Annotated in this window: 13 protein-coding genes; 4 read left to right on the top strand and 9 right to left on the bottom strand. The window is 50.2% G+C overall.

What is annotated here, in order from left to right; translation table 11 throughout:
* Positions 1-16: 16 nt before the first annotated feature.
* Complete coding sequence (gene lspA / locus H6624_11825) at positions 17-559, top strand: signal peptidase II (protein ID MCB9085029.1); 543 nt, start codon at positions 17-19, stop codon at positions 557-559.
* Here lspA and H6624_11820 read toward each other — a convergent pair.
* From H6624_11820 to H6624_11800, 5 genes are all read right to left on the bottom strand, one after another.
* Positions 556-1,545 (bottom strand): hypothetical protein, encoded by a 990-nt coding sequence (locus H6624_11820; protein ID MCB9085028.1) that lies wholly within the window; start codon positions 1,543-1,545, stop codon positions 556-558. The genes lspA and H6624_11820 overlap by 4 nt on opposite strands.
* On the bottom strand, positions 1,542-2,600 hold the full coding sequence (locus H6624_11815) for a branched-chain amino acid aminotransferase (GenBank protein MCB9085027.1): 1,059 nt from the start codon (positions 2,598-2,600) through the stop codon (positions 1,542-1,544). Before H6624_11815 ends, H6624_11820 begins: the two co-directional genes overlap by 4 nt.
* A complete protein-coding gene (locus tag H6624_11810; GenBank protein MCB9085026.1) occupies positions 2,597-3,733 on the bottom strand; it encodes an aminotransferase class V-fold PLP-dependent enzyme in 1,137 nt (378 codons plus the stop codon). The genes H6624_11815 and H6624_11810 overlap by 4 nt, the downstream gene beginning before the upstream one ends.
* Positions 3,734-3,819: 86 nt before the next feature.
* Positions 3,820-4,200 carry a response regulator gene (locus tag H6624_11805; GenBank protein MCB9085025.1) on the bottom strand — a complete coding sequence of 127 codons (381 nt, stop codon included), beginning with the start codon at positions 4,198-4,200 and terminating at the stop codon, positions 3,820-3,822.
* Positions 4,201-4,297: 97 nt separating this feature from the next.
* Complete coding sequence (locus tag H6624_11800; GenBank protein ID MCB9085024.1) at positions 4,298-4,978, bottom strand: PIG-L family deacetylase; 681 nt, start codon at positions 4,976-4,978, stop codon at positions 4,298-4,300.
* Between the two features lie 30 nt (positions 4,979-5,008).
* Here H6624_11800 and H6624_11795 point away from each other — a divergent pair, with 30 nt between their 5' ends.
* On the top strand, positions 5,009-5,626 hold the full coding sequence (locus tag H6624_11795; GenBank protein MCB9085023.1) for a hypothetical protein: 618 nt from the start codon (positions 5,009-5,011) through the stop codon (positions 5,624-5,626).
* A 63-nt stretch (positions 5,627-5,689) separates the two neighbouring features.
* Positions 5,690-7,189: a hypothetical protein gene (locus tag H6624_11790; protein MCB9085022.1), complete on the top strand. Its 1,500-nt coding sequence runs from the start codon at positions 5,690-5,692 to the stop codon at positions 7,187-7,189.
* Here the strand turns inward: H6624_11790 and H6624_11785 are convergent.
* Complete coding sequence (locus H6624_11785) at positions 7,175-7,939, bottom strand: CPBP family intramembrane metalloprotease (protein ID MCB9085021.1); 765 nt, start codon at positions 7,937-7,939, stop codon at positions 7,175-7,177. The genes H6624_11790 and H6624_11785 overlap by 15 nt on opposite strands.
* Before the next feature lie 107 nt (positions 7,940-8,046).
* Between H6624_11785 and H6624_11780 the strand changes: the two genes are divergently transcribed.
* Complete coding sequence (locus H6624_11780; GenBank protein ID MCB9085020.1) at positions 8,047-9,642, top strand: FMN-binding glutamate synthase family protein; 1,596 nt, start codon at positions 8,047-8,049, stop codon at positions 9,640-9,642.
* Here H6624_11780 and H6624_11775 read toward each other — a convergent pair.
* The 3 genes from H6624_11775 to H6624_11765 all read right to left on the bottom strand — a co-directional run bounded on the left by H6624_11775 (position 9,639) and on the right by H6624_11765 (position 14,351).
* The gene (locus tag H6624_11775) at positions 9,639-11,363 is read right to left on the bottom strand and encodes a hypothetical protein (protein ID MCB9085019.1); all 1,725 of its coding nucleotides are present in this window, start codon (positions 11,361-11,363) and stop codon (positions 9,639-9,641) included. The genes H6624_11780 and H6624_11775 overlap by 4 nt on opposite strands.
* Before the next feature lie 184 nt (positions 11,364-11,547).
* Positions 11,548-12,735 carry a hypothetical protein gene (locus tag H6624_11770; protein ID MCB9085018.1) on the bottom strand — a complete coding sequence of 396 codons (1,188 nt, stop codon included), beginning with the start codon at positions 12,733-12,735 and terminating at the stop codon, positions 11,548-11,550.
* Positions 12,735-14,351: a S8 family serine peptidase gene (locus H6624_11765; GenBank protein MCB9085017.1), complete on the bottom strand. Its 1,617-nt coding sequence runs from the start codon at positions 14,349-14,351 to the stop codon at positions 12,735-12,737. The genes H6624_11770 and H6624_11765 overlap by 1 nt, the downstream gene beginning before the upstream one ends.
* Between the last annotated feature and the right edge of the window lie 66 nt (positions 14,352-14,417).

Below are 14,417 nucleotides of genomic sequence, written 5' to 3'. Positions count from 1 at the left end.
CTGTAAGAATAGGCCGATGGGTAATGCGAATGCGGGTCAAAGTTGGGTCAGCCGCTACAAGTGGCAGGTGATGACCGGGGTGGTGGTTCTTTTGCTGGTTTTGGATCAAGTCAGCAAAGAAATCGCAATCCATTTTTTGAAGGGGCGGGCCACACTGACTTTTCTGGGTGACACCTTTCGCCTCCAATATGCGGAAAACAAAGGGGCCTTCCTTAGTCTCGGAGCTGGCTTGTCTGAGGGTTCACGATTTTGGATTTTGGGAGTCATCGTCCTGGCGTTTCTAGCGCTCTACAGCTATCACCTTCTCAAGGGTGCTCCCAGTCGAGAGGTTGTTGCGGGTATTTCCCTAGTTGTCGGTGGTGGTATCAGCAATCTCATCGACCGATTTTTTAGAGCCGAAGGCTCTGTTATAGATTTTATGAATATGGGAATTGGCAGTCTTCGCACCGGGATCTTTAACATTGCCGATATGGCCATTGTTGCCGGAGTTCTCCTGCTCTTTTACGACTCCTGGTTGGCGAAGAGGCGAAGCCAACCGTCAGTTGAAAGGCAAAATTAAGATCCGTAGAGGTAGAACAGTCTTTCGCGGTCCACCTTGCTCAACCCTTCGGTGGCAGGGTTAAGCTGAGATCCTGGCTTAGATTTCAGAGTTGTTAACCCTTTTTCTTTGGCAAACGCCGTGGGAGGGTAGAGCATTGCCGATGATGCGTCGAAGTCAAACACTCGACCCCGGTATTCATGTATCAAAATGTCGGGCACCATGGCAAACTGAGGCCAGTAGTCTGCCTGGATGTTATCCCAAACGACTTCAAGATATCGATCCCGATCCACTCGTGAATGTTCGTGAACAAAGCCAAGGGCATGCATCAACTCATGTATGAGCTCCTGAGTTCCGCACTTGTCGGCCACCATGATTGGTTGCATTCCGCCAATGCGGCCAATATAAGAGGCACAATTTCTTTCGTCAGGAACAAAAACCACAGCGTCTTCCTCGGGCCCCTCTATGGGCACAAATCGCACCACCGTATTTTCGTTAAAATAACGAATGGCGGCTTCAACTCTCTCTTTACCTTGGAGATCTGCGTGAATTCCATAGGGAATGATGGCGGAATCCCATAGCCGTGGCTTTTCGGGTCGGTGATTGCCTGTGGTCACACCCTTGGGTGCGGTCACGGTTCCCAGCAAAACATCTCCGTAGGCGATGGCCCAATTGCCCTCGATGCGGAATGGAATGGAGTCGGTGGGGAGCAAATATGGATTTCCCGATTTGGTCGACTGTGATTCGGTCTTGATAGGGATTTGCGGACCGACAGGTCTGATCTCTTTTGCATAAGGCTTGGAGGGCAGATGGATGTCTTTGCTGGGTGTAGCCTCTGGAGGAACTGGATCTACTTCCACCGTTTTCTGCCGTAGGACAGGTTTAGTGTCTCGGTCTTCCTGTGTCGTCCTGTCCAGGCCACTTTCGGGTGGGGATTGATTCTGCGACCAAAAAACATAGAGGGCGCAAAGAACAATCAGGGGCATCACCCATTTGCTTAATCTCATATGGAAATGATCCACCCTTCAGGCGTTGGCCGTTGGTTCCTTTGCGCTGCAAATAGGGCTTTAGCCATTTTTTGGGTGGTCGGCCCATTGGCGTGGTCGAATGTAAATGACTCTCCATTTAAGTCACCCAACATTGCTACCGGAGTAATACCCGCGGCCGTACCACAGACAAAGCACTCCTCACAGGTGCCAGACTTGATATCAGATAGAATCTCGTCGATGGCGACAGGCTCCTCACTAAAGGAAACCCCCAAGTCTTCGGCTAAAACCTTTAGTGTGTCCCGTGTGATTCCGGCCAGAATTGAGTTGTTTAGTTTTGGGGTAACCAACTTGCCGCGTTTGACAAAAAAGATATTCATCCCGGTTAGTTCTTCGACGTATTTGGTTTGAGCGGAATCCAACCAAAGGGTTTGGTGAAATCCCGCCTGCTTGGCCGTGCGATCGCTGAGTAAACTTGAGGCGTAATTTCCGGCTGTCTTAACCGCTCCGGTTCCCCCGGTCGATGCCGCACGACTCAGCTTTCGTTCGATCATGACACGAACTGACTGGTCGGCAAAGTATCTACCCGAAGGCGAGCCAATGATCATGAAGACATAGGAGTCCGCTGGCCGCACGCCCAGGCCGACCTGGTCTGCAAACATAAAAGGTCGCAGGTAGAGTGTCGACTGGTCATCCTCTGGAACCAAAGGGGCCGACATCCGGCAAAATTCGACAAGAGCTTCCATAAACATATCTTCAGGAAGGGCGGGCATGGCCAGCCGCTGCCCTGACTTAATAAACCTTCGCGCATGATCCCAGGGTCGAAAGAGGTGAAGATTGGATCCACTGCGATATGCTTTAAGACCTTCAAAAATACTCTGACCATAGTGGAACACCATAGTCGCCGGATCCAGCTGAAGGGGGGCGTATGGTTTCAATCGCGGCATCTGCCACTCGCCCTGACGAAAGTGACATTCAATCATCACTGGTGAAAAAAAACGTCCAAACCCCAGATCCTGAGGAAGTGAAGTCTGCTCAATGAGTGATTTGCACTGGCCAAGAATCTCGATCTTCAATGGATCTCCTTTAATACATCTGTCAGATTATCAATATCTTTATGGTCATTAAAAAAGTGCGTGGCAATACGCAGTCCCCCTTGCCTCACCGAAACGTGAATACGACGGGAGGCAAGCTTCTCCTCAAGCATACCAGCCTTGTCAGTGGAGAGGAGAAGTATTCCACTGTCACATGTATTCAGGCTTGGTGAGCTAGTGCGCTCACTCGCGACTTCATGGTAACGGCTTAGTTCTTCTGAAGCGTATCTGGAGAGTTCAAGAATTCTTTCGGCAATGTTTTCAATGCCAATTCGATTTAACTGTTTCAAGTGTTCCCCAAGTGCGCCAACAATTGCAAAGCTGGGAATTCCCACTTCTAAAACACTGGCCTCACATTTGAGATCCAATTGGCGATTATTCATAGCGAGAGGATCATTCATGCTCAACCACCCGGCGATGGGAGACGAGAACTCCTTAAGCAGTTCCTGGGACAGGTACATCACACAGAGGCCGTATCCACAGCACATCCATTTGTGGCAAGAAGCCGTCATTGCCGAGATTCCACAGGCCTGGACATCAATCGGGTAGGCGCCAAGAGCCTGAGTGGCATTGACAACAAAGTAAACATTCCGGGAGCGACAGACCTCACCAAGCTTTCTCAGGTTTTGCCTGTAGCCAGTGCCAAACTGTACAGCACTGCAGACGACCATCGAGTAGTCTCCCCGTTCCGCCTCTTGAATCAGGTCCTTTGCGGGCACCTGAGTCACTTCATATTTGTGATGGAGCCATGGGATAGTCGAAGAGGGAAATTCCTCCCGGCAGGATAAAATCTTTTGTTTCTTTCCATGACTTTTCAGTAGGGATGAAAAGCCCATTGCCAAAAAATTCATCGCCATGCTCGTGTTGGGTCCAAAGGCAACTTCGTGGGCTCCATGGGCATTGATAAACTGGGCAGTCAGTTCGCGCACGTGTCCCAGCATTTCCACGTTTTCCATCCAGTCGATGTCTCCCGACTGCAGCAAGGACTGATAGTGGTTCTGATAGCTGGACATGACGGGTGAGGAAATCGGGCCAACTGCAGCTGTCAACAAATAGGTCTGTGCTGAGGCGGCTGGGTACAGGCGGCGCTCATCTTGCCAATTGACTGCGTTCATGAATTGATCCCGGTTCGAGTTCAGACGGGACGGATTGTAGCGGCTGTTGGTGGCGGACTCAACGGAAAATCCGTCAGGGATTGGATTTAAGCGGCGTGTGAGTGCAGGAGCGCCATGACTGCAGAGACGAGCTCGTCGGCGGTCGCCGGTTTTCGCAGGTAGGCAGTGGCTCCACGCTTTTTGGCACTGTTTTCGTCCAAGCTGAGGTAGCCTGATAAAACAAGGATGGGCAGGGATTTGCCTTGTTTTTCCAGCTTGCTGATGAGTTGAAAGCCATTGCCATCGGGCATGGCCGAATCCGTGACAAGAAGGTCAACCTCGTGGGATTGGAGAAGGTCCCATGCCGTGTTTCCCCCGTCTGCAGATAAAACCTGGAAATTCTCGGCTAGAAGGGTGTCGACCAAAAACTCGCGCAGGGCCTCTTCGTCTTCGACGATTAAGATGGTAAATCTTTTTGTTGCGGACATGGACTTCCCAACCCTCCCTCACTAATCATTCGGCTAGTGTCAGGACCAGGTTAAGTTAAGTTTTCATCGCATAATTGTCTCAATATTGGAAAATCGATCAGAAGGGCCTTGGCGCCATTCTCAGGTCACCGTCGATCAGGTACGGCCGGTACCAGCGAAAGACCTTTAGATGTCTTTGAGAGGGAACCTTTCCTGTCACCATAAAGTCATAGAGCATTTCCACTTCTTTAATTGAGACGCGAACAAAGCCCTCTGCCCAGGTGGCGGGGAGTAGGTGAGTAAATCGCCTTGTCTCCGAGCTGTAAATTCGGGTGAGGATTTCGGTCTTTACCTGATACTCCCTGGGCTTGAGCCGAATAATCCTGTCCGGGTAGGCGTTATAGGCGGTGCTAAAAACCTGGTGAGTTTTGGCAAAGGCCATATGGACTGCGGCAGATACATCTTGGTGATGTGGGTGACCGTATTCACCAAGAATGTTGTGAGTAAAAATTCGCGATACATTCTTGAAGGACTTGAGCTTTAGACAGAGGTCCGACAGGTTGAGGCGATCTTCGTATATGTCGGGGAATCCCAGCCAGTGGTTCTTTCGAACGCCTAGGGCTCGACAGGCCCTTTGGAATTGCCGCTTGCGTTTGTCGCCAAAGCCATCGGCATTGCCGTCGGTAACGCAAATCACTTCCCAAGGGTTTCTTTTGGACTGTTGAATGAGCCCGCCAAAAAACAAGGTTTCGTCGTCAGGATGAGCAACAATCACTAAATCGCATTTTTTACTTTTCATCGATTCGCCCTCAGGAAATAATTCTGTCCTATGAGATTGTTAGTTTGCAAGACATTGGAAGACTGGGTTTTAAGTGCCCATGATTGGTGTGTCCAAGCGGCGGACTCTGGGTGTAGATCTTTTTATCTGCCAGCTGGTGCCACTCCGGTACCTTTATATCAGTACTGGCGTCAGGTTCGTCCTAGCTTCTTGGACGAGAGTCATTTGATTCAATTGGATGACGTGATCACTTCGCCGCACCATGGCTTATTTCGGCGTTTTTTTAGTGAACAATTACCTGACTGGGCAGGCCGGTTCCGGCGGGATGGTCTGTACCATTCGGGTGATGCGGCTGTTCTTGGTTTAGGATTAAATGGCCATGTGGGGTTTCACGAGCCAAATCTGGAGAGGTCCCTGTACCAGGCATGCGTTCCTCTTCAGGATCAGACCTGCGAAAATCTGAAAATCCCCCAAGGATGTTGGGGGGTGACCTATGGGCTACGGTCCCTGTTGGCGACCAAGAAAGCATTGCTTCTAGTTCGTGGGCCAGGCAAGGCGTTCATCTTGCGAGAAGTGTTAGGTGGCTCCCATGATTCTCCGGCGGCAGATCTTGTCACGCTCCATCCCGACCTAACGGTTTTGGCCGATGAGGAAGCATCTCCCTCCTAGGCGACCTTACTGTTGCTCCCGCTCCAATCCCGGTGTAAATTTGATGCAATTGAGGAGGATGTCTTGGTGCGTGTGATTGTTCTACTGTTGTTGTTTGCCTCAGTCGCGTCTTGTGCCACCTTTACCAATGCCATCAACGGGGACTCCGATGACGAGGAGTTTTTTTCGGGGTGCCGTAATTACTTCTTTCAAGCCAAGTGGAGAGGTCAGTCAGTCCCCTTTTGTCCTGAAAACGAAGGCTTAGTTCTCCTTCCGCCATCTTATCCACCGGGATTGGTTTTCTTGGGATACTCCCCTCAACCCGTCCACATTCAATTTTTACGAGAGCTCATTGAGAAGCTGGTTGAGGATACAAGTCGGCCACAAATTGCAATTCTAATTCCTCGCTATGAAAACGCTGAGGTCTACAGACTCTTTAGTAAGTATCTGGAACCGCCGTATTCCGATTTTGTGCGCTTTCTTCCCGTACCAGCAGAAGATGCTCTGTGGACCCAGGATTACTTTGAAGTTGCTATCTCGACAATCTCGGGTCGCGGAACTTTGATCGATTTGCCTTACGTCAGCAGGCAGCAGGAGTCGATTCCGTCCGCTGTTGCTCTAAGCTGCCAAATGGGAATGGTTGCCCAGGAGGAGCTTCCTAAGGCGAAGGATTATCCGGGACACGGGGATTTTGGCGGCAACATTGAACCCTTTCCAGGAAACCTGATTGTGGCCGGAAACAATCTTTCAGCTACGACTCAGAAGGTTTTGGATGTGAACCTCTCCCAGGATGTGGTGACGGTTAATACGGCTTGGGGAGAGCCAGGTCTAGCAGATGAGCTTTACAGTGTTCTGCCCTACCGAAGGGCCGACAAAGAATCCTGTGATTTTGCTGTCACCTATGCCTCCCCGAAAAGAGCTTTGGAGTTGATCAAGGCTGAGGGCAGCAAGCAGTCAGAATTCGATATTAGTCCGGCCGTGCCCGAGGGTAAGGATTCTATTCCAGTGGTGGATCGCGAAGACTTTTCAAAATGTATCGAATGGATTGCCCATGACAAGGTGTCTACCGCTCCCTCTCAGTTGCGCAAGAAGTGTTCTGAGTTCATTAAGGCTAATGAGGCGTACTCCGAAATTATAGAATCCGGCTTGAACGAGATCGTGGAGTCGGTAAAGAAGAGAACTAGTTGCAACGAAATTGAGCCCGTGCCGATGCCGCTGTTGTTCGCTCCAGAGAAAATCAAAGCCAAGTATGGCCAGTGGGACGACCATGCGGTGTCGATGAATGTGAATCCGGTTAATGTCATATCAATTGGATCTCTGGTTGTGATTGCTCGCCAGGCTTTTGCGCCATTTCAGACTGATGTAGATGAGAAGCTGAAATCAATGGGTCTTGACATCCACTATATCGATGGCGGTTTCGTTCATTATCTAAAGGGCGGAATACATAGCACGAGTTCGGTTGTTCGTTTGTGTCGTCCTCAACCGGTAAAACAGCAGGACGCGCGCAAGAAATCAAAGGTCAGTCCAAAGGGAACTCAGGCTCAAGAAGAATCGCGAGAACCAGCAACTTCAGAACAAAACTGAAAAGCGTCCGGAGCGAATCAGCGAAAATAAATCAGTTGCCAGGGCCACGTAGCAGTGGACGAATACTCCCGGCCAGATAGATCTGCTCTTAAGGGCAAGGAACCCTAGTACAACTCCGGCAAAAATCGAGGCCACGGCTTCAGGAAATGGCTTGTGGATGTGAATTAAGGCATAGGGAATTACCATGACCCAGACTCCATACCCTGGGGCCGCCCTTTCCATGCGGAATAGCAGAAATCCACGAAACAAATACTCCACGGCGATGAACTGAACCATGTAAATGGTCTCGTAGGCAATTAGGTGGTGTATTGAGGCAGGGTTATATAATGGATAGAAGCGATTGAAGTCGGTACGGCCACAGGCGATCCACAGGACAGGAGTCATAACGAGAATCAAGGGTAGATAAGAGGGGATAAACTCCCGGACCAGAGTCGGTCGAAAGGCAAAGGGATTGGGACCGTCATAGGGAAACATACGGCCAAAGATTACAGGAACAAGAACAAACAATGTGACAAAGCTGGCTGAGGTATAGGCCTGGGCAATAAACTTGACGTTGTTCTGGGAGTAGTTGGGCAGCCAGGCGTAATGGAGAGCCATCTTCATGAACGGGATTTGCCAACCATAGTACTCGTATATGAGGAGAACCAGGGCTACCAAGGGAAGACTTAGCCAAAGGCCTCGCTCACTCAACTTTGGTAGAGTGTCGGGCAAGAAGTGTTTCCGGATATAGGCAATAAGTTTATTCATCATTGGCTTTAGCTCAATTGTAGGGCGAGGTTTACCAGTCCGCAAGTGGAGACAGTCCGTTCTTGCCACTCCAACACTTATGGCTGACAATATTAAAAAGGCGGGACTACATGAGACGAGAATTCATCATTGGCCTTTTGGCAGTTATTGCGCTTCTTTGCGTGGGTGCTTACTACTATCCACCGACCCTTTGGTCGCTTGTTTTTTTGGGCCCCATTATCTTGATTGGTGTTAATGATTTTTTCCAGACCAAGCATACCATTCGTCGAAATTTTCCAATTGTAGGAAATTTTCGTTATCTTTTCGAAGCAATTCGCCCAGAGATTAACCAGTACTTTGTTGAGTCCAATACGGATGGAGTCCCGTTTAGTCGTGAGCAGCGAAGCCTGGTTTACCAAAGATCCAAAGGAACCCTGGATACCCTGCCTTTTGGGACTCAGCGCGATGTTTATGAGGTGGGATTTGAGTGGCTCAATCACTCCCTCCACCCAGTTCATGTAAATCCAGAGTCTCTGCGTGTAAAAGTTGGTGGCCCAGATTGTACTCAGCCCTACCTGGCAAGTGTTATGAACATCTCGGCAATGAGTTATGGGGCGCTAAGTTCGAATGCTGTCCTCTCCCTAAATGGCGGTGCTCGGGATGGAGGATTTGCCCACAATACTGGTGAGGGAGGAATGAGTTCTTACCATCTCAAGAACGGCGGAGACTTGATTTGGCAAATTGGCACGGGCTATTTTGGATGCCGCTCTGGGGATGGAAGATTTAATCCAGATAAGTTCGCTGAAAAAGCCAAGGGTCCTTCTATAAAAATGATCGAGATTAAGTTGTCTCAGGGTGCCAAGCCTGGCCATGGTGGAATCTTGCCAGCCGCCAAGGTCACCCCAGAAATATCGAAAATCCGCGAAGTCCCGATGGGACAGGACGTTCTTTCGCCTCCAGCGCATTCGGCCTTTGGCACCCCATTGGAGATGTTACAGTTTATTAAGCAGCTCAGAGAGTTGTCTGGAGGAAAACCAGTTGGATTTAAACTGTGTTTGGGCAAGCGTCGGGAGTTTTTGGCAATTTGCAAGGCAATGCACAAGACCGGGATCACTCCGGACTTCATCACCGTCGATGGTGCTGAGGGTGGGACGGGAGCAGCGCCCTTGGAGTTTTCCAACCACATCGGAACACCACTCGTAGAGGCCTTAATCTTTGTTCACAACTCATTAGTGGGATTCAATCTCCGGGACCGAGTGCGGGTGATTGCCGCAGGCAAGGTGACTTCTGGATTTGGTATTGTAAAGCGACTGGCTTTGGGAGCGGACATGGTCTACTCGGCCCGGGCTTTTATGATGTCTTTAGGGTGTATTCAGGCCCTCAGGTGTCACAACAACTCGTGCCCAACGGGTGTGGCCACTCAGGACCGGAATCTAGCATCTGGCCTACATGTGCCAGATAAGCGTCACCGGGTGGCGACCTTTCACAAAGAGACAATTGAAAGTGCGGCCGAAATCCTTGGCGCCATGGGTGTGGAAAAAACGGAAGATCTTCGTCCTTGGCACTTGATGAGAAGAATCAGCCCCATGGAAGTAAAGCACTATGGGGAACTCTATGAGTACCTGAATCCAGGAGACCTGTTGCGTGCGGAACTCCCAGTGACCTACAAGCGTGCCTGCCAGGCCGCAAGCCCCGACAGCTTTCGTCATTCGGGAGCGGAGATCTAAAAGATTTCGGGAACCTTATAAGCGCTAAAGTTGTCAAACTGAAGCCCGTTGGACCAGCCTTGCTGATTGTGCAACTTCTTGTAGGAGAAAAAGTAGTAGCCCCGCCCGTTGGGATTTCTCTCTTGGGTCATTAAATAGTAAATCAAAATCACGGATTCATCGTCGTTGTGGACGAGCTCAGGAATTCCGCTCACGCGAGTGATGCCGACTCCTTGTGTGCGGTAAAGTGGGAGATGCCTGAGATCGACATTATAGCAGTTTTCGCCCTTGGTATTGATCCCCGAGAAGGTCACTCTGAAGTCGGTCGAATCGGCCCCGGCAACTGTTGGATTCATCGGGTGCCGGTGTTCGGCCATGAGAGTTTCGGCCGTAATCCCCCCCGTAAAACGATCAAAAATATTGTTATAGTTGACCGGATTTGATTTCACGCCAAATGAAAAGTACTCGATGCTGTCAATGAAGCCATCTCCATCAGTATCCGGGTTTTTCGGATTGGCAGTGCCGCCACCGGATTCACGCATTTGCTCTGTCCATTGGGGAGTGGGGCCATTGGCCTGATTGTCGAACAGCATACGCTCTTCGCAGCTGTTTAGGAGGTCATGATCCTGATCCTCCTCCAGATCCGCACAGGATTTGAGGCCATCACCCGTGGGGAGAACCTCAAACTTGAAGGAAAATAAATCCGAGTATTTGGGGTTGATGGAATTGCGATCACGCGGATCAAACCGCTTGGAGCCGGTGAGCCGGTCTGCAAATTTATTATTGAAATCAATTTCGTCCTTGTCGCATAGACCATCTCCATCAGAATCGGCGTCCCGGGTTCCATCAGTACAGTAGGCGGCATTGAAGTTATAGATAGACATCCGCTTCAAAATCCATGACTCGGGTCTTGGCCCCAGTTTGAGCTCCTCGAAATTAAGAGTGTCGCTGCCCTGCAGGTCGGCAAACTTGCCCCCACCGGCATCCGCCATATAGTGAAGTCCGTCGGCGGCGGCACGGCCGGGATCATTTTCCGGCAGAGCGTAATAGGCGGTACTAAAGAAGATTCGATCTGGAGCCACACGGATCAGATCCTTAACGCCCAGAATATAAGGATCAGTGGGAGATGAGGTCACCGCCGTGGTGCTGCCACAATTGACAGCCGAATTAGCATCATTGGGAAATCCATCGGACATAAAGAAAATGTTGTAGACAGAGTCTTCGTCCGGGAAGTTGCGCATATCATTTTCGACGGCTCGCTTAGCCAGCTGAAGGGCGGCCAAATAGGGGGTGCAACCATCGTCTGGGACAGCCCTATGTTGGTCGATGGCCGCCTGCATTTGATTGGCGTCTCCAAATATGGGACTGCTGATGCTGCCATCGTTGATATAGGCATGTGCCTTGTTGGTTTCAACTCCAAAAACGATGTAACCCCATTTGTAGTAGGGTTCATTTCGGTGCATATCAAAAAAGGCCTGAATATTATCGGCCCGTCTGACATCATCAGGATCGTTTCCTGGGTTACCGCCATTGCCAGCATTTGAACCGGACTTATCAACAACAAAGAGAACCTTGTTGACCCTCACCCGGTTTTCGGGCGGCCTTAGGCAAAGCTGGGATTTACTTGCATGACTTGATACCTGACGTAAGGGATTGATTCTGACGTCGGAGCAGCTAAATAAAAATGGAAAGACAAGAATACCTAATATCGAGCCGTGCCAGCGGCTGTAACCATAGACCATGACCTTTTACCCTTCACCCATACTATCGCGAAAGACTAACAAACAAGTCATCCCCACCCGTTACGTTGCCAAAATTGGGCCAATTGTAAGTGAAAACATAGTCACTAGAGTGGGTGAATATGACTAATGACGAAACGATGTATAAGGAGTGAACGCCTGAGATTTTCAGGGAGGTAAAGCAGAACTACAGGAGTTCCCTCTTGCTGTATTCTGATCTAAACAAGGAGGAGTAGCGGCTGGAGAACTTCTCGGCGTCAATTTGCTCAATCTTATTGAGTGCCGAGAGGAAATCATCATCCCCGCGAAGCTTGGACAAGTGTTCCATGTAAAGAGTGTCCACTTCCCGTCCGGAGCCCGGTCGATCCTCTTCGGCCCGCTTGCGGACTTCCCACCATATGGAAGCATAAAGACTTCCTAAGGCATGAACCTCGCCAGCCTGATTACTGCTTGAGCAAGCCTGGTGGGCATTGGTTGCAGTGATCGTGCTCATGAATTTCAAGTTACGAGACTGGGAACAGGACTTTACCCCATCAAGGGAGTTGGACCAAAACTCACCCAGGCCAGGATCGTCCGGGAACATGATCGCCACCATGTAATCTGCGGCGCCCGAAGCCACAGCTCTGGAGCAGCCCGTGGGATTGCGGCAACAACCTTTTTCATGGGTGCCGCAGGCCTGGTGTTTGGAATCACCATTGAGGTTGTCAATTTCACCACCCGTCGCCAGCCACAGATTGGCCTGGGCGAGCAGGTGAATCACCAAACCTCCGTTAGTCGCCATGGATTTGCCGAGACTAGATTTTCTTAAGTGAATGGATTTGGTGCCGGGCCTCCAGCCGTGAGTGCGGTCATCGACAATGACCTTCAGACCCTGATCCTTGACGTACAGGCGACCAGTCCAGGCGCTTAGATACTCAATGGATCGATTGGCCCAATAATAGGCCATTTGCTGCTCCAAAAAGTTGGAGCTGTCATCGACCCCGAGCTCCTTATAGTTCTGTAACTGAGTGGTGTCTACAGCAGTTCCTTCCAATGTGACGACTTCAATGGAGCTGTTTTGCAGCTTTCCTGAACCATCAATGCCAGTCAGTTTGACGCCAAAGGTTCGCTGTTGGTTTAGCTCGGTGGCACTTTCAGGATCACTTAATACAGTTGCGGACTGGCTCACCGGATTTTTCATGTAGAGGCACATGGAGTATGCGCCGGAAGTGCTACAATCCCTGTCGACCTTGTCGGTGGTTGGAATTCTTCTCAATATGTCCTGTGAGGACAGCCCGCCCACGCCGCCCTTTTTGGGCATGAAACCATCGCCAGTACATCCAGCTAATGTGGTGGCGGTGATAATAAATGATAGGTGCCTAAACAGAGAGTTCATTATTTAAAGCCCCCAGTTGCACTAAACAAATAAACCCGTTGAACGTACTCAGCAGTTCTCTCCACATCCAAATACTTTCCACCCTTGAAATAGGAGGATAGGCCGGACCGGGAGGGGGAGCTGTTAGTTAGAATCTCTTCGATGTCAGCAGGGGTGTAAGAGATCCCCTGACTGCGTAAAATTCCAATGGTCAAGGCAGCAGCTCCGGCCAAGACCGGCGAGGCCATGGAGGTACCCTGTAGTCCCTCGTAAGCATTGTTGGGAACCGTGGAGATCAATCGAGCTGACCCGGCGGAGCCTGGGGCGCCGATTTCCACATAGGTTGTGCTGTAATTCGAAAAGCCCGACTTGGCAAAACTGAGAGCGTCGAATGATCCTACCGCCATGGCACCGTTGATATCTTTGGCGTACCCAGCGGGTGAGAAAAAGTTCGTACCCGAATTAATCTGAACATTATCGTTTCCGGCTGCGACAGCCACAAAGACATTGGCCGCCACCGCGCGGGCCAGGGCATCACGATAGGCGGCACTGGTTCCCTTGCCACCTAAAGACATGTTGATGACATCAGCCTTGTTTGTTACCGCGAAGTTGACCCCGTTGACGACAGTGGTCGTGCTACCAGAACCATTAGCGGCAAGAACTTTTACCGCCATGAGTTTGGCGTTAAATCCCATGACCCCAGAAACTCCAACATTATTGTTGTTTTCGGCAGCGGCGAGTCCCGCACAGTGAGTTCCATGTTTGTGGTCATCCATGGGATCGGTGTCATTATTGATATAGTCGTGCCCATAGTTGCCACTACCATTAGTCCACATTCGATTACGCAAGTCGTTGTGGCGGTAGTCGATACCTGTGTCGACGATGGCAATAACCACATCACGGTCAATTTTCAGGCTTGAACGATGAAACAAATCCTGAGCAGCAACGTAGTTTATAGCTTTCAAATGACTCAAGTTATCAAACATCGGATCATTGTTGAGGATGGTTTCGGTTACCGAAACTTCCAGATCCTCACTGGCTCCAACAATGCAAGGGTCACTTTCCAGCCAGTTACGAAACTGGCTGACTGGTAGTGGATCCTTGACCCCGTAGCTATAGGCTTCAATGTCAAGCTGAGGTTTACCTGGGGAGTTGTCTTCCAGATCTGCCGAAAAAGTGGCTGTACTGGCTCTTGTCCGCCGACAGTTATTGTCGACCAAAACCACCATGGCTTGGCCAGGCAAAAAGACGGCAGCATCTTCATCGACAAGAATATCAGACTCGTTGGGGATAGGATCCGCAAGTCCCAAGGGCAGGGTTGATCCCAAAGAGAAAACGGAATCGGAAGCCTTCGCAAAGGCTCCTTGATTTCTCTGCCTGAATTCGGGGTTTTCCAACAGCTGTGACCAGGAGATTTGGAGTTTTCCCTCTGAAAAGGGTGAAGACAAAGGTGTACTTTCAGTTTCGGCGTCGGAGTCCGAACTGTGCAGAGCCAGTTGCGCTACCTTGATCAGATAGTTTGGTTGACAGTTTTGAAATAGTAGAAGTGTTAACCCTAAAAGTGCTGCCGAGCCTATGAAGAGGAAACGTTGCCGCTTTGGCCGGTAGCACATTCCATTGCGCTTATCCCGGATCACTAGAAATACCCTCCACCTAATGCCATTATGAACCAGCGATGAAGGGAGGGAAACCGCAAACCCGGT

This window comes from Pseudobdellovibrionaceae bacterium (assembly GCA_020635075.1).
GTDB lineage: Bacteria > Bdellovibrionota > Bdellovibrionia > Bdellovibrionales > UBA1609 > JADZEO01.
This window is presented reverse-complemented; position numbering and strand designations above follow the sequence as displayed.